Here is a 23,207-nt window from a genome sequence, read left to right as displayed (position 1 = left end):
CATTTAGGTGGAAATATTGGCAGCTTCGATCGAATACAGAAAAAAATTACAGATCCAGAATTACGCTGATACTCATAAAAGCCATTAAGACAACAATCGTCGCACCGGCCAGGGTCAGCAGTATCGGTTGTTTATAAACTCCTACAATAGCAGGCTTATAGGCCGCGATCAGCATCACTGTCAGTGAGACCGGCAATATAATACCATTCACAGCACCCGCGATAATCAATAGATGGACAGGCTTACCTACAAAAACAAATATGAGCGTGGAAATTAATATAAAAGCAATAATAATCCAATTTTCATTTTTAGCAATCTGTGTATTGAATGTTTTTATAAAGGAGACGGAGGTATACGCCGAACCGATAATCGAGGTAATCGAAGCCGCGAACATCACTAGGCCAAACAGGCGATAGCCAAAATTGCCCGCGGCAAGCTGGAAAACTGATGCCGTCGGATTAGCGTCGTCGATCATTAAGCCCTGGCTCAGCACACCAAGCGCAGCCAAAAATAGACAGCCCCTAACCAGCGAAGCAACAGAGATCCCCATGACAGCACTTCTATTCACGGTAGGCAGCGCATCAAATCCTTTTACTCCAGCATCAATCAGACGATGTCCGCCGGCAAAAGTGATGTACCCCCCAACCGTACCACCTACCAATGTTATGATCGATACAAAATCAATCTTTACTGGGGCGACCGTCCGCAGCGCGGCCTCCCCCATTGGTGGCGAAGAGGTCCATGTAATGTAGATAAATGCTAAAATCATGATTGCTCCCATGAGTTGCGTAAAACGGTCCATGGCTTTACCGATCTGTCTGTTTATAAAAACAGCAATGGCGATTAAAGCTGAAATACAAGCCCCAGTCACAACATTCATCCCAAAGAGTGCCTCCAACCCCAGTCCTGCTCCAGCGACATTACCGATATTGAACGCCAGACCGCCGAGAATAATAAGTAGCGAGATAAAACCGCCTAGACCGGGCAACAGTTTATTGGCAATATCCTGCGCCCTCATTTCGGAGACAGCGATCACGCGCCAGATATTTAACTGCACACCTATATCAATCAGGATGGATACGAGAATAACGAATCCAAAGCTAGCTCCCAGCGACTTTGTAAAAAATGTTGTTTGAGTCAGGAAGCCTGGGCCAATTGCCGATGTGGCCATTAACAAGGCCGCGCCAAACAGGGCTGATGTATTTTTTTGTTTCATCGGATCAGTATATCGTGATCTTTTAATATTTGATGGATTGTCCTCGCAAACTGTACAGCTTCGGGATTATCTCCATGTAGACAAACGCTATCGGCTTGGATGTCCACTTCCGCACCTTGCAGGGAAATCACTTTTCCGGTTTTGATCATATGTAAGACCTGTTTGGCAGCCTGTTCAGCGTTATGGATATGTGCATTTTTATCCGACCTTGCTGTCAATGTGCCATCCTGTTGGTAAGTGCGGTCGGCAAAGACCTCACTATATACCTTCAACCCCTTATTCCTACCTGCTTTGATCAGTTCGCTTCCCGAAAGACCATATAGGATGAGGTTTGGATCGATCGCGTAGACCGCTGCCGCGATGGCATCGGCCAATTCAGGTTTGCGCGCCGCCATATTATAGAGCGCTCCATGCGGCTTCACATGTTGCAATCTTGTCTGTTGTACCTGGGCACATGCTGCAAGTGCACCAACCTGATAGACGACCAGTTCATAAACTTCCCGAGCTGTAGCCTGAATCTCCCGTCTTCCAAAACCTGCCAGATCCTGAAAACCGGGATGAGCGCCTATTTTGACATTATATTTTAGAGCTAGCTGAATGGTTTTCATCATTGTCGAAGGATCTCCGGCGTGAAAACCACAGGCAATATTGACAGCGGAAACATGAGGCATTATCGCCTCATCATTGCCCATTGTCCAAGCGCCAAAGCTCTCGCCCATATCACAATTTAAATCTATCGTCAGTTGCTTATTCATATTTCAATGCGATTGCTCTTTTTAGTTTAATTAATTGTATGTATCGCTGTTTCAATAAGTTTTGGGCTTCATCCAGTTCGATCCGTTCAAAACGGATGCTTTCCTCGGGTCCCTTTTGCGCCAAGAGCGGAAGGTCTACGGTAGCCACCTGTGCAATGACGGGATACCCGCCTGTCGTCGGATGGTCGGCCATTAGGATAATCGGGTTGCCATCGGGAGGTACCTGTATACTACCAAAGGTGACGGCCGTTGACAACAATTCTTTTCGTTTGCTTAGCTGCAGTGGCCTTAACTGTAAGCGATATCCCATGCGGTCCGAGTTTTTGCTAATGGTAAATACATCCGCAAAGAAACTTTGCAATGAGTCGCTTTCAAACTGATCCCACTGTGGGCCATTCATCACCCGGATAACTTTTGTGGACAGATCGGGATACAAGCTCGGATCCATGCTCCAGAAGAACGCCTCTGCTCCCCCGTTATAGTCGTGGTTGAAAGCAATCCGATCCTGTTCTTTGAGCGGGCGACCTTGCCAGCCACCTATCTGTCCTTTGCTATAAGTCGATCTGCTGCCCAGTACTTCGGGGATATCAAGCCCGCCGCGGAAACAGATATAAGCCCGACAGCCCGAATTTGGTCGCCCGAAGGAGAGCAAGGAGCCAGCCTCAATCAGGACAGGTTTCCACATCGGTAAGGGCTGACCGTCAAGCTTGGGCGACAGGTCTGCTCCCGTCACTGCGATAAGCTGTGCCTGCTCGAAATAAATTGTTGGGCCAAGGAATGTACATTCTATTGCGGCTTCGTTGTCTGCATTTCCCAGGATACTATTGCCCAGAAGCAAAGCATAGCTATCCATGGCTCCACTGACTGCCATACCGTAACGCTGTAGACCGTAACGTCCTAAGTCCTGTATCGTGCTCAACAAACCCGTCTTGATGATTTTAATACCCATTGGCTTCTGTTTTTAGTTGCATAAACTCCTCATAACCAATAGGCGCAAAGCATACAAGATCCCCTACATCGAGTAATGAGGGATTTTCACGGTTGAGGTTAAACAATTGTAGTGGTGTATGACCAATAATCTGCCAGCCTCCTGGGGTTGACATGGGATATACCCCAGTCTGCTGACCAGCAATCCCCACCGCACCGGCTTCGATCCTCAAACGAGGAACTTCTTTACGTGGTGTCGCGATCCGGCTGTCCATACCGCCCAAATACGGAAATCCAGGGACAAAACCGATCATGTACACCCGATATTCCCGAGCACAATGTATGCGGATAACTTCCTCCTCAGTCAAACCATTGTATTGAGCGACATAAGCGAGGTCATCTCCATTGTAATAAACCGGGATTTCTTTTTTCGCACTTCTATAGTTAAAATCATCCGATATATCTTGTAAGGTTATTTGAAGAGCAGCTAATAGTTCCTGATAGGTAATCACTAGCGGATCATAATAAATCGTGATTGTCGTGTAGGCGGGGACATATTCGATTACACCGGCCTGCGACCAGTTTTCAAGACAGGTTATGACCTTGCGAATCTGTATATGAATAGCTTCGGAAATTACGTCACCAAAAGAAAGGACAATTGCCTGATCTCCCAGGGGATAGTGCCGTATGGAATTGGGCAAGTCTATACCTAAAAACTGCTTGTGGGAACCTCCCATAATTTGTATGTTATAATCTATACAAAGATTATAAATACCTAACGATAATCAAATAACAGAATTTAAAAAGCAAGTTCCCGTAATCGCTCAGTATTTTTTTGCAAAAACACGAAGAAAACTACGGGAAGCTTACACTTGCTCTAACCACTCTGTCTGCCTTAATCAGAGTAGAGAGAGTCAATCATTGTCCATAATAACCTGGACAATTCTATATATTAATAAGTCTCGAGTAAATTTACCCCTATCAATCGGAATTTGAAAGAAAAATAAATTGCTAATTTCAACTATAATGTTGCTATTTTCGATTCAAATGCACTAATTTTTCTGTAACAAAACATGCCGTAGTTGGTCCGCTATCAAATTAAATGGAGACCATTGATTAAAATATAGTGACGTATTGTCTACTACTAAAATAAAACAGGAAAGGTCAAGTGATAATCTTGACCTTTTCTGGCATTGATCTTAAATAGAATTACGACCTATTGACTTATCCAATTATCTAACTTTTAATATCAATGGGATTTGCCTTTATTTTAAATGACTTAACTATTTTAGTTCGAGAGGAGCCATTATTGGGCACCACATCAAAGCTTATCCGAAGAAAAAATCCAGTCATTAATTGTTCATTTGAATCCCAAGGACTCGGACTTGCAGGTTGGGGTATATATCCTCCATTTCCGTCCCAACCAATATTACCAACGGTAATTCTATAATGGCTCGAAAATTCATAATTAATCGGAAAAACATTAATTAAATTGCCATCTTTTTCTCGCTGAACAAGCTCTTGCTTTAGGTTCTCAACTCTTGCTCCATCAGGACTAGTATTTATTATATCTGGGTTAAACAGGATATTATAGGAATTCTGGACCAGTCTATAGTCTGACGGATTGTAAATAGAAAACCTCTCGTCACGGTCGCCTGGCATACCTCTTTCAGTATACCATTCTTCCTTCGCTGTTGCATTCACAATTGGCGTTTTATCTAAAGTGAAAACGCCGAGCACTTTGTTGTAAAGTGGCAAAATACCCAATGAGTTGCTGGAATTACTGGCACCTGGAGGAACTAACACTGGCGCAGCAATCAAATAGCTATCATTAACAGATCCCGAAAGCTTATAACTTGTTGTACTTTTCAAATTAATTACTTGGCTGGTTGTAGTGGACGAGCCTCCAAAAATTGCACTTAATACTTTCCCGGCGGCGGCGGCATAACCTCCAGAAGCAAGAGAAGAAGCAAAGTTGAGCAAATATTCTGATTTTATTAATTTATTTTCGTTTATCTCTTTGAGCATACTGTCTCCTAAATGTTTACCATACAACATAACAGTTCCTTTTAATGAGCTGTTTAAAATGTTCTCGGGCCCCGCAACGCTTTGTGTCATTGTTCCTTTAATTGTTCCTTCTGAAGTTCCATTAATGGTAATTTGCGAGATGTTAGTAGAGTTAACGTCCCATTGTAACAAACTACCTTGCGCGGGCATATTGCGAATTGCTGGTGTATAATTGATTTCAAATTCCGCAGCATACCAACAGCCTGTAGCACTAGTTCGATAGGGCTGAACCTGAGAAATTTCTTTTGCATTTTTAACTAATGAAGCTATCTCATCTGAGCCATAGTTTAAAACGGGTATGGATGCATTATCCTTCAATTTTAAACTATGTGTGACATAGGTACTAGGAATTGGGCTTATAGGATCTAGATAAAAAAAAGCCCTTAGTAAACCTCTAAATTTATTGTAAATTATAAAAAATTTAGGATTAACAGTTTCGGTAGTGCTAAAAGAATTGTAAACTAATTCCCAACCATTTGATTTAAACCTATCCTCAATAAAAAATGCAGGAAAGGCAATATTTGCTCCCGATGACCAGGGTGATAAAATTGTTGGGTGATTAATTGGAACCGGCATTCTCTCCACGTTTTCCCAGTTGAAAGTAGTAGAAGCCACTGCCATTGACTTCAATTTAATGTTTTTTTCTTCGTTTATAGTTTGTAACTCGTTTTTGTTGCAAGATACGAGAATCAAAGAAATTGAAGCAGTTAATAACGACAGTCTAAATATTTTCATAATTCATCTTATTTATTTATATAAAAATAATTTAAATAATCCAAAATAAAAACTAGCTCATATAAAATTAATAAAAATTTAAAATAGCGTTAATTAGCCTCTATTTTACATAAAAAATAAACCACGAGAAATATTCAATTCTTTTATAATTTAAATAATGAACGTAGATCGCTTGGGAAAAACAGCTATTCTTGTGTATTTTCAAATTCCCCATTCATATTTTCGATCACATTCACCTACTACACGCTTTGTTCTTGCTTTTCGTTGCTAATATGGTCGTCGATTTTCCTAAAGCATCTGCAATATTGCTCGTACTTTCAATTCGAAAAAAACGATTACCGTTCTAAACTATCCCTAAAATTCTTAATAGCTTTCTTGGTTAATCGTAAGCTATAAATCAAGAAACTATAGGAATTAAAAAAAAAAATGCGAAGTTCTTTTCGAGCTCCGCATTCCTATAACCTACACACTAGATGTGAAAGTGTTTTAATTGAAGATATAACGAATACCTAATTGCATTTGATATCTAGAATCTATACCTGTATTATTTCTAAATGTCTTCTCTTTAAGATTCTGGCTCACAGTATACGTAGGTTTATTATCAACTACACCTTGATATTGCATAAAGTTGGTAATATTAGGAGTTTTTGTATCCCCCATTTGCTACTCAATAGGTTACCAACGTTGGTAATATCAAAAGAAACTTGCAATCTGTGATTATCTTTTGTTTTCAATACTTTAGATAATTATATTGAATATAATTCAGGCCTTTATGGTACCGATCCTTACACATGGGCTGAAGGGTTGATGGCAATACACTAAAAACAAACAATTTACAGATCAACCCAGCAATTGGTTTAACACTTAAATCCATCAGAATCAAGGCAAGCTCTTCGCCAGGAGGCGGAGATGGTTACGGTTATTTTGTACCGTTAACAAACACTTTTCAATATAACGATTCTACAAGAGAGGGATTTATGATGGGTAATAGCGAAAACTTTAAAATTGGATTGGAACTAATTTTCAAAAGAAATGACGATCCGGATCCATCAAAAGATTTAATTTTCATGAAGGATTTCGAAACGGCGACTGACATTTATGTGGATTACATTTATTACAACTAGACATCGCTAATCGATTTTTGTTAAGTAATAAATCAAAAAGACCGTCCTAAAATTCAGGACGGTCTTTTTAAGATATATTCTTCAGATTAGTTGAAGATATAGCGAATACCAATTTGTGCAGACCATCTTGATGGAATATCCGAGACAAAATAAGGATTATTTTTGTTTAGGTCCCCTAATTTGTATTGAGGAATTTTAGTATCCTTAACAAAACTATCAAACGCTATTGCACGGAAGGAATTGTCCCAGAAACTTCCCCCTCCTGAATATTGTTCTCCCCATTTTTTATTTATTAAAGCACCAACATTCATAATATCCAATGAAATTTGAATTTTATTTTTTGTATTACCAATGTTGGTAAATACATCTTGTAATATTTTCAAATCGAATCTATGAGAGAACGGTGCTTTATCGCCATTTCTTTCAGCGTATTTACCTCTCCTATTTTTTAAATAAGGATTAGCTTCAATAAATTGATTAAAAGCATTCCATTGATCATCGGGTGTTTGATCCCCATTTTGAACAAATCGGATTTCGCTCTTATCACGAGGAATATACATCAATGAAAATTGATCACTAGCACTTCCCGCTGAGTACCTTCCTGGATCACCAGTAATTAAATATGAAAATCTCGCGCCGGATTGACCATTATAAACCAATGATAAAGTAGTTCCTAAGTGACCTAAATATTCTTTTGTGTAAGATGCAAAACCGATAATTCTACTTCCAGTACTAAATGGATTATGTCCTAAAGTGACACTATTTGACCCATTTACTGTCGCCGTTCTAAAGAAATTTGATTGATTTTGGGAAGAAGAGCCTGAAAACAAATCTTTCGATTCAGTATAAGTGTAGGCTAATGAACCGAAAAATCCGCTTGCAAATGATTTCGATAATTGGGCTGTTGCCGACCAAGAATATCCTTGATTAACATTATTAATATAAATAACCTGAGTATAATTTGGCAAAACACGTTTTTCTGCGTTTGTCGCCCCATACAACAATCTATTATCAGCACCTTCCAATTGGCCAATAGGATCTTTCATGTTCAAATCTGTAAATTTAAAAGAACTTAAATTTTTAGAATACATAAACTCAGCTGTTCCCTGAATATCCCAAGGTAGTCTATAATCAAATCCTAGGGAAGTTCTAGCAATTTGAGGTAACCTTAGGTTTTTATCTAATACGGATATATTTCCCGAAGGCTTAACTTCTTGATTACTTTTAGGTTGGGCATTTGGATCTGCAATAAACTTAATATTTGGCGCGTTTCCAGAACCAGCATTTAATTGGTTCCCTCCTAACAATGCACCACTTTGTGTATAAGCACCTGCTGACCAAACAAATGGGAATCTTGAAGTAAAGATACCAAGTCCCCCTCGTAGAATAGCAGATCTATCGCCTCTGATATCCCAATTAAAACCGAGTCGAGGAGACCACATGAATGTAGTTTGTGGCATTCTATTGGTCATAACGTCATAACGCTTTGCCAAGATTGAGTTGTTAAAGTCTGTATTCTCCATTGGATCTGTCAAATACATTGGAATATCTACTCGAATACCACCTGTTAATTTAAAATTAGTTGCTAGCTGGTAATCATCTTGAATATAAAAACCTAACTGCATTGCTTTAAAATCAGCCCCTTGTCTTGGATCATCTGTATTACTATAATTATACTGAAAACTACTTGCCAAACCACGGTCAAAGTTCTCGATAGCAGTATAAGATTTTCCAGTGGCTGGATTTATATCAGTCGCGGGAGAATTACTAAAAGTATAATTTCCAAAGGCACTTCCAATAAATCCGTTGTACATTTTGTAAAACTCATTATGAGTACCAAAAGTAAATCTATGATTACCCTTATATACAGTCAGATTATCGGTAAGTGTAAACACATCTTGATCCAATTGATTTACTGTTGAGAATGGTTCCGTGCCTAAATTTACATTTCTATCACCTAGCTGCAAAGTTACCCGAGGGAAAGGGTTACCAGGAGCCGACCTTGGTTCACTTACTTTTGTGTAGCCAATAACTAAATTATTAGATAATGTGTTAGAAAAACGGCTATTTAACTCCAATACTGCTGAATTTGTAGTACTTTCTCTTAAAATGGCACCATTCGAAAAAGTCAATGCCGTTTGCGAACGGCTTAAATCTGTTGCAGTTCCTTTAACGTAACTATATCGAGCCGATAGTTTGTGCTTTTCATTGATATTATAATCGAACCTAGTAAAGATTTTGTCAGATTTATTGCTACTTTCTTGATCTAAAAAACTACCAGCATCATATCCTAAAGCCTTAGCACGATTAGCTATTTGTTCTAGCTCAGCTACTGTAAATTTCGAACCATCAACACCCGGAGCAAATCCTAGAGGGGTATTATTCTCTGTTTTTTCATAGTTCAGGAAAAAAAACAATTTATCCTTAATAATTGGTCCTCCAACACGAACGCCATATTGCTTTTCGCTGAAATTATCTAACTTCTTTCTCTCTTGGTCTCCAGAAATCAAAGAATAAGGAGTTTTACCCGTAAGATTTTGGTTTCTGGTAAAATAATAAACTGAAGCTTGTGGTTTGTTAGTACCAGAACGCGTTACAGCTGAGATTCCTCCACCAGCAAAACCGCCAGCTCGAACATCAAATGGGGCAATCTGTACAGTCATCTCCTCTATTGCATCCAAAGAAATTGGAGAAACACCTGTACTCGCGCCATTAGTACCACCACTACTCAAACCGAAGACATCATTACTAACAGCTCCATCAATAGTTAATTGGTTAAATCTATTATTCATACCACCAATGGATAAAGCATCTCCTTTAATATCTGCCTGAGGAGTTAAGCGTGTAAAATCATTTAGTCCTCTTGAAATAGTCGGTAAAGTTTGCAATTGACGGTTTGAAATGCTTGTGGAAGCACCAGTTTTAAGGTTTTGTCCCTTTTTTGTTCTAGTGACTGTAACCTCATCAATAACAGTTGCACTTTCTCCAAATACTGGATTTAGTTCTAAATCGCGGCCCAATTGCAAATAAACATTCTCATAAACAACTGGATTCTGTCCAACATAAGTTACCTCAACTCGATAGGGCCCTCCTACACGCATACCTGGCAAACTGAACCTGCCGGCTTCATTTGACGAACTTGAATATACAGTCCCTGAAGGTACGTGCACTGCTTTAATAGTTGCACCAGTTGTTTTTATACCATTAGTTTGAGTTACTACCCCCGTCATGCTACTTGTCGTAACCTGAGCTTGTACAGCACCGTAACTGGCCATGACAAGAGCGAAAAAGAGTAAAGATCTTTTCATATAATGTGATTTGTTAAAAAATGTTAAGCAAAATTACTAAGAGATTTTAAATAACAAAGGACTTAATATAAACTTAACATACTACAGCACATTCACTTCCTATCCCACCCACCAAAATAACTATGTTAGAACACAATTTTTTTTATAATAAAACGTTATAACATCTTTTAAACCACCATTCCCAGTAAACTCTTTATATACAAAATAGTTTTCCACAGTCAACAGATTCAATGGATTTGTAACAACATTCTTCCATTCCGATCTTAAACTTTTTAAAAAAAATTCATTAACTTTCTTCCAACCGAGCGTTTTATTAATCAACTCGTTTCTGTAGCCATTGCGCTACGCGCCTTATATTTATTTAAAAACTGTAAACTATTGTCTTTGCGAACTGGTTTTCTTTAAAAATCTGCTTTTAAAAACGGAGAACTTTTTAGAAATTCGCACACCTTTATAACTCATTTTTCATGGAAGTCGGTATTCAAAATTCTTCTTTTCAGGAGCCCGAAGACATTAAATTGTCTCCAGCAGGGCTTTCTTTCTTAGCTTCAGCTGCTAAATGGGCCAATTTTTTGGCTATTATCTGTTTTATTTTTATCGGACTGTCGGCTATAACCATGATCAGCCTGATCTTTGGAGCAAGTGCCTTATCCTTAGGTCAGGGCGAATATGTTTCAGCAGGTACCATATCAACCTTCGGTATACTTTACCTGCTAATGATGGCTTTCGCCTGTCTCCCGATCTATTTCCTCTATAATTTTGGATCAAAAGCAAAAAAAGCTATCGAAAACCGCGATAGCATCCAGCTTGAACTCTGCCTCGAAGCCCTAAAAAAACATTATAAGTTTATCGGAATAATAGTCATTATTACCATCGGATTTAATTTTATGGGTCTGCTCATAGGAATTGTATTAGGTATTCACGACGCGTTTGCTGCTGTATAAGCCAGACACGCTGAAAATCCCTTAGTCAACACATCCAAAGACTGCAACGGAGTAGCACTGCTATTCCGTTGCCTATCGATATCCTCCTCTTCTCTCTCCTTTCTACACAAACCCTAACATTTCGGTCCCAGAAACAATCACTTTTGAAGTATTATGTACTGAAATACGCCCTAATTCCACTTCTTGATCAAGTAATTATTTTGAAAAACAATAAAAACAAACCGCAAATAATTAAACAGCAGAAAACTAAACTTCCAACAACAAATATATTTTTCATTTAATTTAATTTTTTCCAAACAATATCCTGCTTAAATCGTTATAGCAATAGTGAAAGGAAAAATAAGATCGACAGTTTTTTCGCTTTCACTTGAAAACAACCGATTTGTATAATCTAAAACCTAACCTTTATGCAAAAACAAAGAATTCATTGACTGTTGTTCCTGGCTCCTGCAAGAAGACCATGAGGGAAATAGGTAGTCAGGGCGATACCGAAAATCTGAATAGGGAGAAATAACCAAATTATTTAAAAACCAACTTAAACCATTTATTTTTTAGGGCAACTCCTGTATTGGGGGCTCCTTGTCTTTAAAAAGGAAGAATTGATAAATCATGCCTACTCTTCCCAAAGTAAATCAACCAATTAATTTATCTAATTACCTATCAATTATGCAAAAACGAAAAGAAAAACTGTTTCTTTTCCTATTGCTCTTTACCTTACCCATGCTGTCTTTTGCGCAAAAGCAGCTAACAGGTATTGTGAAAGACGCATCAAATGGAGAGAAAATTGAAGGCGTTACCATCCTCAAAAATAGGGTTCCGGTAACGAAGTCCGATGCTAATGGAGAGTTTCAGCTCTCCGGCGTTCTAGGCGACAGCCTGCTCTTTAAATTTGTTGGAAAGAAAGATGAAACGCGTGTCATCGGTCCACAAAACATTATTGAAGTATTAATGTATGACGATGGAAAGAGCCTGGATGAAGTTACTGTAGTCGCTTTCGGAACACAGAAAAAGGCAACCGTAGTCGGCGCTATCACCACCGTAAAAGCCTCGGACCTAAAAATTCCGGCTACCAACCTGACCAGTGCCTTTGCGGGACGTATACCTGGTGTAATTTCCTTTCAGAACTCAGGCGAACCTGGTGCCGACAATGCCCAGTTCTTCGTCCGCGGCGTGACAACATTCGGCTATCAGGCTTCCCCACTGATACTGATTGACGGTTTTGAATCCACCACAGACAACCTTGCCCGGATACAGCCCGACGATATCGAAAGCTTTTCGATATTAAAAGATGCCTCAGCAACCGTGCTCTACGGTGCGCGCGGCGCCAATGGTATTATCATGGTCACCACCAAAGCGGGACGAGAAGGTCCCGTTGCATTGAATGCCCGTGTGGATGTCAATACCGCATCTCCAACCCGAATAATCAAAATGGTCGATGGCATTGAATATATGAAACTCTATAATGAGGCCCGTATGACCAGGTTTCCTATTCTCGGCCCTTATTATTCCCAGCAGAAAATACAGTCGACAATGGATAACGAAAATCCGATGATCTTCCCAAATATTGACTGGTATAACACCCTGCTCAAAAACTATACGGTCAATACAAAAGCCAATGTCAACCTGAGTGGCGGTGGACAGGTGGCAACATACTATGTATCGGGCGGTTTTGACAAAGAGTCTGGTCTACTGAAAGTAGATGACCGAAACAATTTCAATAACAACATCAATATCAACCGCTTTTTCATTCGCTCAAATGTCATCTTTAAGCTGACAAAAACAACCACCTTAGACACCCGGATCCAAGGTCGGTTTGAACGTTATAACGGGCCATTCAAATCGGCAAGCGATATCTTCCGGATGGTGATGAACAGCAATCCTGTTGATTTTCCGGCAGTATTTTCTCCTGACGCCAAAAACGAATTCACCCAGCATACCTTATTTGGAAATACCTTTGTCACAGGGTCGCTAAAAGATAATCCCTACGCGGAGATGGTGCGCGGCTATGAAGACCGCAATGAAAATACCATCACCGCACAGGCCACTTTGATGCAAGATCTGGATTTTCTGACACCGGGCTTGAAAGTTCAGGGTCGGGCTTCGGTAACAACCTGGAGCAAATATGCCGGCGTCAGGAGCTATGATCCATTTTACTACGATTTGGAGAATTACAATCAGATTACAGGCGAGTACAGTCTGTACGCGCTCAACCCGACAACAGGTCGGGCTACGCTCGGCGATGTGGATCCAAAAAGGGATGCCAGCTCCAATTATTATTTCGAAGCCAGGTTTAACTGGAACCGTAGTTTCGGCAGCCACAACTTAGGCGCTATGACCGTGGGGATGATTGAGGAAAAATTACTGACATCCGGAAATAGCAACTCCATCTACGAAACCCTACCCGAACGAAATATGGGCAACTCGGGACGCCTGACCTATGATTTCGACAATAAATACTTTGCAGAATTTGCCTATGGTTTAAATGGTTCAGAAAAATTCATGGGGCAAAAACGGTTTGGTTTCTTCCCCTCTTTGGGTGGGGGCTGGATGATTTCGAGTGAACGCTTTTTCGAACCTCTTAAATCCGTTGTCAGTACATTAAAACTGCGCGGTACCTGGGGACGTGTCGGAAATGACGCTATTGCCGAACGAAGAGATCGCTTCTTTTACCTATCGGATATTTCAAGAGGTAGTGAGGCGATGTATCGTTGGGGAACCGATTTTATGAATGCTTATAATGGATTTAATGTAAACCGCTACGCTAATCCAGATATCACCTGGGAAGAGTCCGAAAAATGGAATGTTGGTGTGGAAGCGAATTTCTTTAATGAGTCGCTTAAATTGCAGGGTGACTTTTTTAAAGATGTGCGGAGCAAAATCTATATGCGACGGGAAAACTTCCCCGCCTCTGCTGGATTGGAGGCCGCCATCAGTGGTAATGTGGGCAAAGTCAGTTCACAGGGATTTGATGGCTCATTGACCTATCAAAAATTCTTCGAAACAGATCTCTGGCTTTCGGCCCGTGCCAATTTCACCTATGCGACCAATAAATATCTTGCACTGGACGAGAAAAACTATTCAGATACCTACCTCAAAAAACTTGGACATAATTTGAGGCAAGAATGGGGATTGCTTGCCGAACGGCTATTTGTCGATCAGTATGAAATTGATAATTCACCAAAGCAGGATTTCGGGGAATATATGGCTGGCGATATCAAATATAAGGATATCAATGGTGATGGCATTATCAATGATAACGACAGGATCCCAATGGGCTATCCTACTGTTCCGGAGATCCAATATGGTTTTGGTATGTCTGCTGGTTATAAAGCTTTTGATTTTTCCTTCTTCTTTCAGGGGAATAAAAATGTCTCTTTCTTTATTAACTCTACTGCTGAATCCAACCCAAATACCGGATCTTATGGAATAGCTCCCTTCGCTAACCGAAGAAACGCTTTGGCTATTATTGCTGAAGATTATTGGAGCGAGACCAATCCAAATACGCACGCATTCTGGCCACGACTTTCCACAGACCCCATTAATAATAATATACAACAATCTTCCTGGTGGTTGCGCGATGGTTCCTTTATCCGGTTAAAATCACTTGAAATCGGTTACAGCCCGCGGAATTTAGAACGTTTTGGCTTTGGCAAAGGCAGCCGCATCTATATCAGTGGTGAAAACCTGGCTGTATTCAGCCCTTTTAAACTCTGGGATCCCGAAACAGGACGAAATGGACTTGGTTATCCGCCAAACCGCCGGTTTAATGTCGGTATTCAATTATCATTTTAACACATAACGGACTTATACATGAAAACAATAAAATATATCGCAATTGCAACAGCTTTCTTTTTGGGTTCCTGCTCCAAGTACCTTGATGTGGTACCCGATAATACCCTAAAATTGGAGGATATATTCAACATCAAAGTTGAGGCTTACAATGCACTGGCAAAAGTATACAGTTACCTGCCCAATGATGATCAAACGCATGCAACCTCCTGGTCGCTGGGGGACGAATGGCTCGGCCGGTTAGATCTAAACCCCAATACGGGCAATCTGCGGGCAATCCGTATTATGCGGGGTTTACAATCGCAGACCTCGCCACAACTCGGACTTTGGTCTGGCACCGAAGGTGGTAAGCCGCTCTATCAGGGTATACGTCAATGTGAGGTTTTTCTCGCTAATATTGATAAAGTACGTGACATGACCGAAGGAGAGAAAGCAGAGTGGAAAGCGCAAGTCAAATTTCTAAAAGGTTATTTTGCTTTTCTCCTGATTCAGCGTTATGGTCCCATCGTCCTACCTACAGGTCTTGCATCGCCAACATCCACACCGGAGGAATTGTTTTTGAGCCGTTCTAAAGTAGAGGACTGCTTTAATTATGTATTAAACCTCATGAACGAGGCTATTCCAAACCTGACTGAACGTGTATCATCAAACAACCTCGGACAGATTGACCAAGTGGCGGCCAAAGCAATCAAAGCAAGGGTACTACTGTTCAGAGCAAGCCCATTTTTCAACGGCAACCGAGAATATTTTGGCGATTTTATGGACAGCGACGGGCAGCCTTTCTTTCCGCAGGCGGAGGATAAAGAGAAATGGAAGGCAGCCATTGATGCCCTTAACGAATCAATTGCATTGTGTGAGGCAAATGGGTTGGGTCTCTATCATTTTGCCAAAGAACCTTTTATTTACGATCGTCCTGCGTTCACGGCCAATCCCGAAAGGATGCAAACACTATATGACCTACGAATGCTTATCGTGGATCCATGGAATAAAGAACTGGTTTGGGGCAATTCAAACCTCAATTACTATAACCAAGGTGAATTGGCTCATTCCTCCAATATACGCTTGCCTGAAGGCTATGGCGACGGGGTTGTGAACGAACCTTCGTATTCTTGGCAATGGATGGGTGCTACTTACCAAATGGCTGAACGTTACTACACCGAAAATGGATTGCCTATTGATGAGGATCTGACCTATGATTTCACCAACAAATATGAAATCATCAAGACACCAGCGTCCAGTGAAAGCAGCTATACACACTGGAATGGTTACATGCAGCCCAATACCGAAACTATTAAATTATACATGAACCGAGAACCTCGATTCTATGCCAACTTGGGTATTACAGCAGGTTATTGGCGGGCACATACCGTTCGTATCAATACCATGTTTTATGGAAATTCACATGGAGGCTATAACTCCTCGCAGCATACCACAGACTTTTTTGCGACAGGTATCGGCACACAGAAAATGGTTCACCCGGAGTCACAGTCCGGCGCCTGGCAGCGTACGATAAAATTCCCTTATCCCATTATCCGAATGGCTGATCTGTACCTGATGAAAGCGGAAGCTTTAAATGAATATTCGGGGCCATCAGCGGAAGTTTATGCCCTCCTGGACCGTGTTCGTGACCGTGCCGGAATCCCTTCTGTGGAAAAAGCCTGGTCTGATGCTTCTCTTGCCAAGACCGTCAATAAGCACAGGACAAAAGAAGGCTTACGTGATATTATTCTACAGGAACGCAGTATTGAGTTTGCATTTGAAGGCATCCACTTTTGGGATATGATGCGTCACAAACGAGCGACATCGGCATTTTCAATGCCCATATGGGGCTGGAATCATACCGGTACTTCAGGCTCTTCATTCTTTGTGCTTGATGTCAAACAGGAACGACGCTTCACCATCCGGGACTGCTTGTGGCCAATTGATCTCAATGAGATGAATACAAATGGTAAACTTATCCAGAATCCAGGCTGGTAATGCTAAATTCTTATGATAACAATTAATAAAAGAATAACATGATCAAATTAAATTTCAAATATATCTATATCGCATTTAGTCTCCTGTTGCTTTTTATTGCCTGTAAAGAGATTGAGCGATTTTCTCCGGCTGCGGACGATAGTACGCCCCCCGGAAAGGTAGAACTGCGCCGCTATACGCCGCTATATGGTGGAGCACGTTTTTTTTACAATATACCAAAAGATGAAGACCTCATGAGTATCGATGCCGTTTATACCAATCCCAATGGCAAGTCCTTTACCTTCTCCGCATCCTATTTTGTGGATTCCCTGGATGTGTATGGATTACCCAGCACAGATGAATATACCATAAAACTATATGCTGTGGACCGTACAGGCAACAGATCCGAACCACTGGATGTCAAGGTGCAGTCATTGGAACCTGCTTTTACCCGGGTGGCCAGCTCCATTCAGGTCAAACCCGGTTTCAGCTCCTTCTTCCTTGATTGGGAGAATGAACTCAAACAGGACGTTAATGTGTATGTCGACTTTACTTTTAACCAAAATGGCACCAGCCGTAGCCTCACCTCGGTCTTTTCCTCCAATCTGCCGACCGACCGCAGGTTTATCAATGATCTCGTGCTCCCTCCGACAGAAAAAGTAAGTGTAAAAGTCCGCGTCGAGGATAGCTACGGAAATACCACAGCGACTATCGACAAAGGAAATATATCCCTGCTCGAAGACACGAAAATATCCAAAAAGGACTGGGTGTTACCCAAAGCAGCCGATTCTATTGGTGGTATACCCATGGCCTTTGGCGACGGACTAGAGGGGCGATCACGTTATGTAATAGACGATATCATCGACCGCGGCGACAACCTCAACTTTATGCATACGCACGGAAGAGGACGGACGGGAAAAACAGCAGATGGCAATATGCCGTGGAACTTTATCATTGACCTGGGTGCTTATTATGAGCTGAGCCGGATTATTACCGTACAACGGCACTCGGGAGGATTAGCCAATATTTCTAGAGGGCAATACTATCGCAGCGAAAATGTCGGAAGGTTCAAAATGTATATCTGGGATGATGATAAACGGGATTGGGAACCTGTTTCAGAGCACTTTATTCCGGTACCTTTTGGGATCAGTGAACTGGAATATGTAAAAAAAGGGGAAGCTGGCGATATGGCTTATATGTATCCCGATAATCCGAAGTATACCAAAAAGACAAGATGGTTTAGGTATGAAGCTTTAAAGGGTTTCACATCTGATTACACGTTAGAGGATGCGAACTGTCTTTCCGAAATCACGCTTTACGGACGCAAAAGCAATTAAACTGGAACAATAAAGACATAAAGTATGAAAACGAAAAATAAGTTCAGAAAAATAGCTGGTTTTTTAGTTGTCTTGACATTAATTGCTTTTAGCTTTTCCTGCAAGAAAATGTACGATAATATAAAACCTTACGCGGAGGAAACCGTGTATCCCCAACGCTATGACACTATTGCTGCCAAAATCGGTTATGAACGGGTGGAAATTGATCTGATAAAGGCCGGACGGATTCCCTCCAGTCAGATCCGGATGGGAAAATCCAAAAAAACGATTGTTGAATATGACAATCAGAAAATTGTCATTGATTCATTGGTTTCCTGGTTGAATATCAAAGGCCTCAAGCAGTCCAAACTGTACCGGTTCAAAGTCTATACCATAGACGAATTTGAAAATAAATCGGTGCCACAGCAAATCGCTGTCATCCCATTTACCGAAAGTGACGTGAAAAATCTGGTCATCGCTTCCCCTCGGATTATGGCCTCGCCCAATGCGATGGTTATTGACTGGACGAGCTCGTTATCTTCGATCCTATTGACTTATAAAAGTCTTTCTTTTGAATATAAAGATAAGACCGGAAAAGTAATTACAGGCACCCGAGGGGCCTCACCGCGTATTTTTGCAGCAAATCTCAACCCCGGATCAACCGTAGCAATGAAACTAGCCTATAACGTCGTCCCCAAAATAGGTGGACAGGAAATAGCTGACTCCATTACTTATACACAGACGCTCGACATTACGCTGCCAACCGGAGAGACAACCTTCAATCCGACAGAACGGGATATTCTCGTCGCTAACGGAATTACCACCTTCAATGCGAATGTCGCTGCGGGGATTAAGAAATTGACCTTTCCAATTCACACCAACAGTTTACAGGATTTATTCTATTTTTCCAATGTAACCGAGTTGGATCTGACCGGCGGTGAGCTGTTTAATCTTAAAACCCTTGATTACAACAGAAATGGTGTAGTCAAAACGATCGGTGGTGGCAAGTTTCAACCTTTTATACGTCATGTGTCAGCCATATCAAATGCGAATGCACAAGCGATGTTAGATCTTCTGGATCTGGGGATAATCAAAAAAATTAAATATATCCCCAATTCACTAGGAATAGATGAGTTACTGAAACGCTATGAGGACAAAAACATTGTCGAATGGGTAACACCTCCAGATGAAAGTTTAATTCCGATGAATTTCTTCCTAGACGGAAAGATTCAGGACAATGCCTGGGCAACGGATATTGTCAATCCGGCGACCGACTATCCGGCAGGAGCAAATATTTTAAATCCTCTAAAAGTCACGCTAAAAGCCTCAAGTGCTTCCTTTGTATTTACGCTTCCGAAGGAATACCGATTTAACATCGCAACCTACAAGTATCTTAAATTTAAAGTCTATGCGCCCGACAAATCTAAATTTACCGGCAGTTATAGCGCATTTCAAAAATTGTGGCCTAGATTTATGAACTATATGTGGGCATTTTCCAGTGAAAGTACTTTTGGTCAGGAATACTGGGATCTGGACAGAAATGCTACCCCGATTCCAGACAGCGATCTAATGAAATGGAAGGATGTGACCATTGATTTGTCTTCGGCAAAAGATAAACACAATAGAGTAATTGTTATTAACATCGGTGGCGAACCCGGTGGAACTTTCAGTCCTCCGGCAGATATCGTATACTACTTTGCTAATTTCAGATTTTCGAAATAATGCAAAGAAATATTCCCTCAAAAAGCCTCCTTGCTCGGAATAATTGAAAGAGGCGTTAAAAAAATGAAATAAAAACGGGAGTGTCCAAAGGTGGACACTCCCGTTTTTGTTCGATATGAGCATATAAGCTATGCTTGTATTTTTTTGCTATTTTTTATAATACCGCATCGCATTCGGAATCTGCTTCTCGATATCAGCAATACGTCTTGCATCACTTGGGTGGGTACTCAAGAATTCTGGTTGCCCTTTTTGACTGCCTGAGGCCATACGTTTCCAAAAACCAATGGCTTCGTTTGGATCATAGCCAGCCAATGCCATAATGATCAATCCAGCCGCATCTGCCGAGGATTCATCGCTGCGCGAGAATTTCAACTGCGCCAAACTACCACCTAAGCCATACAGGTTGTTAAAAATCCCTAGGGAAGTACTCCCTGTCATACCTGCTGCTGAGCCCAATATCTGTCCCCCCATTTGTAGGGCCATCTGATTGGAAGCCTGTGCCACCGAATGCTCCTCGATAGCGTGGGCAATTTCATGGCCCATTACTGTTGCCATACCAGCTTCTGTACGTGTTACCGGTAGGATTCCTGTATATACAGCGACCTTACCACCAGGCATACACCAAGCGTTCACATCATCACTCTTGACAAGGTTAAATTCCCAGTTGAAATTATATTTATTGGCTATCCCCTTGCTCTGCAGGTACTGGTTGACCGCTGTCGCCAATCGGTTACCCACACGTTTCACCATCGCCGCATCTGCCGTACCGGTAATTACTTTTGCACTATTTTTAGACAAAAAATCCTTATAAGCTAATGCTGCTTGCTGGTTGACCTGGTCTGCACTAACCAGCTTCAAATATTTTTTCCCGGTAACAGCTGAAGTCGCACAACCTGACAACCCCGATGCCAGTGCAACACAGGCCATTACCATTGCCGAATACTTAAACATCCCTTTCATATGTATTTTATTATTCATCTGTGTTAATTTCAATTGCATTTACGAGCGCGTCGGCCCATTTATTTTTTTAATGGTGATATGCAACATCCAGATTATCCTCAGCAGGGTGCCTGCTTCAGAATGGATATTTTAACATAATCTATTAAATACTTTGTTAAGATGCAATTATTGTGCCTATTCCTTTGCCTTCGCTTTTTTCTTGAATAGATAAATCTTGGATTCATGTCCTTTCAGCAAACGCTCAATATTTTTTTGATGGGTAATTAACAACAGCGCACAGATGGCAATGCCATAAAGTAATACCGAGGGAATCGTGGTTTTAAAAATAAATGCCAAGCTAAATGGAAAGGCAAATCCAGCAGATATCGAACTTAAAGACACGTAGTGAGTAGTCAATAGGATAATCACAAATACAGATACACAGACCAATGCTGCGGGTGTATGTATGGCTAGGATCATCCCGCACAGGGTTGCCACCCCTTTTCCACCCCGGAAGCCCGCAAAAACAGGGAATAGGTGTCCAATTACGGCAATCACCCCCAAAGCTAACTGAAAATTAACAAACTGAACGTCACTCGTATTCTGTCCCAATTCGATCAGATAGGCGAGATTTGTCGCGGTCCAGCCCTTGAAAATATCCACAAACATCACAATGGAACCCGCCCGCGGTCCTAATACGCGAAAAGTGTTAGTCGCTCCAGCATTACCACTCCCATACTCCCGAACATCTACGCCATAAAATGCCTGACCCAACCAAACTGCCGTAGGTATTGAACCAAACAAATAAGCTAGTAATACTGCAATTACTAAATAAATCGATATCATTAAATTAAATCAGTTCTTATAATAATTTGGCTTTCAGACTAAGATCCAAACTCTTGACACTGTGTGTCAAAGCGCCCACCGAGATATAGTCTACTCCAGCCTCTGCGTAGGCCCGAATGGTTTCAAATGTTATTCCCCCAGAGGCTTCTGTCTTAAATCGATGATCGATAATTTGAACAGCTTTGGCCACCTCCGCAGGTGAAAAATTATCCAACATGATTCGGTCCACTTCGCCAAAGTTAAGAACTTCGTCAAGTTCCGCAAAATTTCGGACCTCAATTTCTATTTCTATTGGTTTATTTAATTTCTTTCGATAGTCGTTTGCGCGAGTCAAGGCCGGTATAATGCCACCGCTATAATCCACATGATTGTCCTTAATCAAAATCATGTCGAACAATCCAAAACGATGATTGCTGCCCCCACCGATTTTAACGGCTTCCTTTTCCAACACACGTAGTAAAGGCGTTGTTTTACGGGTATCCAATATCTTTGTATCCGTACCTTTTAATAATTCCACATATTTTCGGGTTGTCGTCGCTATGCCACTCATACGTTGCATCACATTCAACACCAAACGCTCTGCCAATAGGATACTCTGGATATTTCCGCGAACGTAAAAAGCAATATCACCAACTTTTACCTGACTCCCATCTTGGATAAACACCTCACAGGTCAAGGTTTCGTCAACGTAACTCATAATCGCCTGGGCAACTTCTACACCGGCCAAAATGCCATCGTCCTTCACAATTAGTTTCGCCTCTCCCTGCGCCCCTGTCGCTATCGTGGACAACGAAGTATGATCGCCATCGCCAAGATCCTCTGCAACAGATTGTTTTACAAATTGCGCCAAATAATCCTTGATTTCCTTCTCCATAAATACAATTTATTGGGCTAAGATGTGGAATAATTTTTTAATCGAAAAATAGAATGATAAAAAAGTACGGACTGGCCTAACTTTTATCGATCCGGAGTTCTTCTATTGTCTGGTTATTGGATCCGGCTCCGATCTTGATAAATACACGATAATTAGCCTGTTCGCTAGCTAATGAAAAGGTGAAATATTGATAACCATTGTTCGCATTGCTGGCCTGGGTCAGCTTGACGGTCTTGGGCTTATGCTGGTTAAAAAAAGAACCCAGCATAATCTCAGACTGATATTTGGTATACACGCCGTTTTCACCCAAGAGGGATAAGGTCAGATTGGAACCAAAATATTTGGCTATATTCTTTGCATTCCCTTCCCGTAGATAGGTTTTAAGTTCTTCGGAAATACTTCCCAAGGACATGATCTCAACCTGTATACCAGGTTGTGATGATTCGCTTAAATCTTTTGAAATATGCCCCGCGGCGTTAGTATGTATAAAAAGACTACAAACAAATACAAGTACGCAATAGCTTAAAAGTTTCATATAGCTCAATATAAGATAGAACAGTTTCCACAATAGATGTATCAATCATTAGGTAGCATAGTTTACACCAAACATAAACTATGCCACAAACCTATAAAATTATTGCGGATAAACAAGGGAAGATTTTAAAGATACATTGATAGATTCTAAAATT

General features: G+C 41.0%; 15 protein-coding genes. 5 read left to right on the top strand and 10 right to left on the bottom strand.

The window, feature by feature from the left end; all coding sequences use genetic code 11:
• Positions 1–46 precede the first annotated feature (46 nt).
• From ACK8HY_RS00500 to ACK8HY_RS00475, 6 genes are all read right to left on the bottom strand, one after another.
• Positions 47–1,216, bottom strand: coding sequence for an NRAMP family divalent metal transporter (locus ACK8HY_RS00500; protein ID WP_416132342.1), 1,170 nt, complete (start codon positions 1,214–1,216; stop codon positions 47–49).
• Positions 1,213–1,971, bottom strand: coding sequence for a LamB/YcsF family protein (locus ACK8HY_RS00495; RefSeq protein WP_416132341.1), 759 nt, complete (start codon positions 1,969–1,971; stop codon positions 1,213–1,215). Before ACK8HY_RS00495 ends, ACK8HY_RS00500 begins: the two co-directional genes overlap by 4 nt.
• The gene (locus ACK8HY_RS00490; RefSeq protein WP_416132340.1) at positions 1,964–2,920 is read right to left on the bottom strand and encodes a biotin-dependent carboxyltransferase family protein; all 957 of its coding nucleotides are present in this window, start codon (positions 2,918–2,920) and stop codon (positions 1,964–1,966) included. Before ACK8HY_RS00490 ends, ACK8HY_RS00495 begins: the two co-directional genes overlap by 8 nt.
• On the bottom strand, positions 2,910–3,635 hold the full coding sequence (gene pxpB, locus ACK8HY_RS00485) for a 5-oxoprolinase subunit PxpB (RefSeq protein ID WP_416132339.1): 726 nt from the start codon (positions 3,633–3,635) through the stop codon (positions 2,910–2,912). The genes ACK8HY_RS00490 and pxpB overlap by 11 nt, the downstream gene beginning before the upstream one ends.
• A gap of 499 nt (positions 3,636–4,134) precedes the next feature.
• Complete coding sequence (locus tag ACK8HY_RS00480) at positions 4,135–5,700, bottom strand: hypothetical protein (protein WP_416132338.1); 1,566 nt, start codon at positions 5,698–5,700, stop codon at positions 4,135–4,137.
• 1,210 nt (positions 5,701–6,910) lie between these two features.
• The gene (locus tag ACK8HY_RS00475) at positions 6,911–10,132 is read right to left on the bottom strand and encodes a TonB-dependent receptor (protein WP_077436117.1); all 3,222 of its coding nucleotides are present in this window, start codon (positions 10,130–10,132) and stop codon (positions 6,911–6,913) included.
• Between the two features lie 467 nt (positions 10,133–10,599).
• Between ACK8HY_RS00475 and ACK8HY_RS00470 the strand changes: the two genes are divergently transcribed.
• The 5 genes from ACK8HY_RS00470 to ACK8HY_RS00450 all read left to right on the top strand — a co-directional run bounded on the left by ACK8HY_RS00470 (position 10,600) and on the right by ACK8HY_RS00450 (position 19,859).
• Positions 10,600–11,076 carry a hypothetical protein gene (locus tag ACK8HY_RS00470; RefSeq protein WP_077436115.1) on the top strand — a complete coding sequence of 159 codons (477 nt, stop codon included), beginning with the start codon at positions 10,600–10,602 and terminating at the stop codon, positions 11,074–11,076.
• A gap of 666 nt (positions 11,077–11,742) precedes the next feature.
• Entirely contained in the window at positions 11,743–14,868 is a 3,126-nt protein-coding gene (locus ACK8HY_RS00465) for a SusC/RagA family TonB-linked outer membrane protein (protein ID WP_416132337.1), read from the top strand.
• An 18-nt stretch (positions 14,869–14,886) separates the two neighbouring features.
• Positions 14,887–16,842, top strand: a complete 1,956-nt coding sequence (locus ACK8HY_RS00460; RefSeq protein ID WP_416132336.1) for a RagB/SusD family nutrient uptake outer membrane protein — start codon at positions 14,887–14,889, stop codon at positions 16,840–16,842.
• A gap of 38 nt (positions 16,843–16,880) precedes the next feature.
• Complete coding sequence (locus ACK8HY_RS00455; protein WP_217700056.1) at positions 16,881–18,158, top strand: DUF4959 domain-containing protein; 1,278 nt, start codon at positions 16,881–16,883, stop codon at positions 18,156–18,158.
• Positions 18,159–18,182: 24 nt separating this feature from the next.
• Positions 18,183–19,859: a DUF4998 domain-containing protein gene (locus ACK8HY_RS00450; protein WP_217700055.1), complete on the top strand. Its 1,677-nt coding sequence runs from the start codon at positions 18,183–18,185 to the stop codon at positions 19,857–19,859.
• A 147-nt stretch (positions 19,860–20,006) separates the two neighbouring features.
• Here the strand turns inward: ACK8HY_RS00450 and ACK8HY_RS00445 are convergent, their stop codons facing one another.
• The 4 genes from ACK8HY_RS00445 to ACK8HY_RS00430 form a co-directional block, all read right to left on the bottom strand.
• A complete protein-coding gene (locus ACK8HY_RS00445; protein WP_254846216.1) occupies positions 20,007–20,837 on the bottom strand; it encodes a M48 family metallopeptidase in 831 nt (276 codons plus the stop codon).
• Positions 20,838–20,993: 156 nt separating this feature from the next.
• Positions 20,994–21,644, bottom strand: coding sequence for a glycerol-3-phosphate 1-O-acyltransferase PlsY (gene plsY / locus ACK8HY_RS00440; protein ID WP_077436109.1), 651 nt, complete (start codon positions 21,642–21,644; stop codon positions 20,994–20,996).
• A gap of 16 nt (positions 21,645–21,660) precedes the next feature.
• Positions 21,661–22,518, bottom strand: coding sequence for a carboxylating nicotinate-nucleotide diphosphorylase (gene nadC / locus ACK8HY_RS00435; RefSeq protein ID WP_416132335.1), 858 nt, complete (start codon positions 22,516–22,518; stop codon positions 21,661–21,663).
• 76 nt (positions 22,519–22,594) lie between these two features.
• Positions 22,595–23,053 (bottom strand): DUF4783 domain-containing protein, encoded by a 459-nt coding sequence (locus ACK8HY_RS00430; protein WP_077436105.1) that lies wholly within the window; start codon positions 23,051–23,053, stop codon positions 22,595–22,597.
• Positions 23,054–23,207 lie beyond the last annotated feature (154 nt).

The organism is Sphingobacterium sp. NGMCC 1.201703 (assembly GCF_047784615.1).
Lineage (GTDB): Bacteria > Bacteroidota > Bacteroidia > Sphingobacteriales > Sphingobacteriaceae > Sphingobacterium.
Note: the sequence above shows the minus strand (reverse complement) of the source record. Positions and strands in the feature narration are given on the sequence as shown.